2 protein-coding genes are annotated in these 3009 nt (G+C 66.7%); one reads left to right on the top strand and one right to left on the bottom strand.

Annotated elements, in window-relative coordinates; all coding sequences use genetic code 11:
• Positions 1–67: 67 nt before the first annotated feature.
• A complete protein-coding gene (gene pcrA / locus ADX84_RS24915; RefSeq protein ID WP_049579902.1) occupies positions 68–2413 on the top strand; it encodes a DNA helicase PcrA in 2346 nt (781 codons plus the stop codon).
• A 381-nt stretch (positions 2414–2794) separates the two neighbouring features.
• Here the strand turns inward: pcrA and ADX84_RS26905 are convergent.
• The coding region (locus ADX84_RS26905; RefSeq protein ID WP_234004116.1) for a hypothetical protein at positions 2795–3009 on the bottom strand (215 nt) is incomplete at its 5' end.

Below are 3009 nucleotides of genomic sequence, written 5' to 3'. Positions count from 1 at the left end.
CCCGGGGGAGGGTGGGTCCCACCTCGGGTGGACGGTCACGTCACTGGTCGCCCGTAACCTGGTAGGCGTGTCCTCCCAAGAACAGCTTCTCGAAGGTCTGAACGGTCCCCAGCGCGACGCGGTCACCCACGCCGGGTCGCCGCTCCTGATCGTGGCGGGCGCGGGCTCGGGCAAGACCCGTGTCCTCACCCACCGCATCGCCCACCTCATGGCCGAACGCGGGGTGCGCCCGGGGGAGATCCTCGCGATCACCTTCACCAACAAGGCCGCCGCCGAGATGAAGGAGCGCATCCAGGCCCTCCTCGGCACCCGCGCCGCCAACACCATGTGGACCATGACCTTCCACTCGGCGTGCGTGCGCATCCTGCGCAGGGAGGCGCACCGGCTCGGCTACCCGAGCAGCTTCACCATTTACGACGCCGCGGACTCCCAGCGCCTCATGCAGCTGGTCTGCAAGGAGATGGACCTGGACCCCAAGCGGTTCCCGCCCAAGTCCTTCAGCTTCCAGGTGTCCAACCTCAAGAACGAGCTCGTCGACTACGACACCCACGCCGAGCAGGCCCAGACCGAGCAGGAGAAGAAGCTCGCCGAGGCCTACCAGCTCTACCAGCGCCGCCTCCACGAGGCGGGCGCCATGGACTTCGACGACCTGATCATGATCACGGTCAACCTGTTCCAGATGTTCCCGGACGTCGCCGAGTACTACCGGCGCCGCTTCCGTCACGTGATGGTCGACGAGTACCAGGACACCAACCACGCCCAGTACGCGTTCATCCGCGAACTCGTCGGTGCGGCGGAGGGTTCCGACACCAGCGTGGTCCCGCCCGCCGAACTCTGTGTGGTCGGCGACGCGGACCAGTCGATCTACGCCTTCCGGGGCGCGACCATCCGCAACATCCTGGAGTTCGAGCGCGACTTCCCGAACGCGCGCACCATCCTCCTGGAGCAGAACTACCGCTCCACCCAGAACATCCTCTCCGCGGCCAACACGGTGATCGACCGCAACGAGGGCCGCCCGGCGAAGAACCTGTGGTCCGAGCAGGGCGAGGGCCCGATGATCACCGGGTACGTCGCTGACAACGAGCACGAGGAAGCGGCCTTCGTGGTCGGCGAGATCGACCGGCTCACCGACGAGGGCGTGGTCAAGCCGAGCCAGGTCGCCGTGTTCTACCGGACCAACGCGCAGTCCCGTGTGTTCGAGGACGTGTTCATCCGGACCGGCCTGCCGTACAAGATCGTCGGCGGCGTGCGCTTCTACGAGCGCAAGGAGATCCGCGACATCCTCGCCTACCTGCGGGTGTTGGCCAACCCCGAGGACACGGTCAGCATGCGTCGCATCCTCAACGTGCCCAAGCGGGGCATCGGCGCACGCGCGGAGGAGTCCGTCGAGTTGCTGGCCGCGCGCGAGCGCGTCTCGTTCTCGCAGGCGCTGCGCCGCGTGGACGAGGCACCGGGCCTGGCGACTCGTTCGGCCAAGGCGATCCGCAACTTCACCGCTCTGCTGGACGAGCTGGCCGAGGTCGTCCCGGGCAGTACCCCGGCGGAGATCGTCGAGGCGGTGCTCAGCAAGACCGGTTACCTGTCGGAGCTGGCGGAGTCCAAGGACCTCCAGGACGAGAGCCGGGTGGAGAACCTGGAGGAGTTCGTCGACGTCGCCCGGGAGTTCGAGCACACGTTCGCCGCGCTCATCGAGGACGAGGCGGAGCTGGAGGGCGAGGAGAACCAGGGCATCGACCCGGGGGAACCGACCCTGGTCGACTTCCTGGAGCGCATCTCCCTGGTCGCCGACACCGACCAGATCCCCGACGAGGACGACGAGGGCGGGGTGGTCACCCTGATGACCCTGCACGCCGCCAAGGGACTGGAGTTCCCGGCGGTCTTCCTCACCGGCATGGAGGACGGGGTCTTCCCGCACACCCGCACCCTGGGGGACAAGACCGAACTGGAGGAGGAGCGGCGCCTGGCCTACGTGGGCATCACGCGGGCCGAGCAGCGGCTGTACGTCAGCCGCGCGGCGGTGCGCAGTGCCTGGGGCACCCCCTCCTACAACCCGGCGTCGCGGTTCCTCGACGAGATCCCGTCGGCGCTGGTCGACTGGCGCCGCGCCGAGTCCACCCTGGCCGCGCCGCCCAGCAGGTCCATCGGCGGACGGTCGGGTGGGGGCTTCGGCGGTGGTTCCGGTGGTGCGTCCGGTGGTGGCTTCGCGAGCCCCTTCGGCAGCGGGAAGAAGAAGGCCGTCAAGGAGGCCCCCACGCTGAGTGTGGGCGACCTGGTCAACCACGACTCGTTCGGTATGGGCCGCGTCCAGCTGGTCGACGGTGCGGGGGACAAGACCAAGGCCAGGATCGACTTCGGCGCCGACATCGGTGAGAAGGACTTCCTGGTCAAGTACGCCCCGATCGAGAAGCTCTAGGGCCTGAGCGTGGCTTGGGCCTCCAGAAGGTGGGCCCGGGCCGAGCCTCGGTGGCGGGTGCCCGGGGGCCCAGGGGAGGTCCGGTCGCAGCCGAGCGCACCGGAGTTCCACGGGGCCTTTCGGAGCTTTCGGGGTGTTTCGGGGCCGTGTAAGCCAGGACACCGGAGAGTTCTTCGAAACCTGTCACGAGCACTCCACCCCGGGGGTACAGTTGGTCAAGACCGAGCGAGACGAACGCGGATTCATCTGCGGGCGGGCCGGTCCACCTCCTCCGAAACACACCGGTTCGAGCACTGCTCGGGGCATGTAGGATCGGGGAGTTGCTTCAAAAGCCCGGCGGAAACGCGGGGCGGAAGAAGCACCGGGAATTCTTTCTCCGGATCAGGTTTGAAGCGAAAACGCCGATTTGGCGGGGCGCGGAACACCTGATAAAGTAAAGACACAACACAGCGTAGAAGCCGCTAAAGCGGTGGAAACGCAAAAAGCCTTCTCCGGAAGAGCAGACGGAACTTCGGTTCTGGCGCTTGTACGGGAAGAGTGATTGTTTCTTGAGAACTCAACAGCGCGTGTTTGATTTTCTTTAAGCCATGTTTGTT

Origin of the sequence: Nocardiopsis sp. SBT366 (assembly GCF_001083815.1) — a bacterium.
Classification (GTDB): domain Bacteria; phylum Actinomycetota; class Actinomycetes; order Streptosporangiales; family Streptosporangiaceae; genus Nocardiopsis; species Nocardiopsis prasina.
Note: the sequence above shows the minus strand (reverse complement) of the source record. Positions and strands in the feature narration are given on the sequence as shown.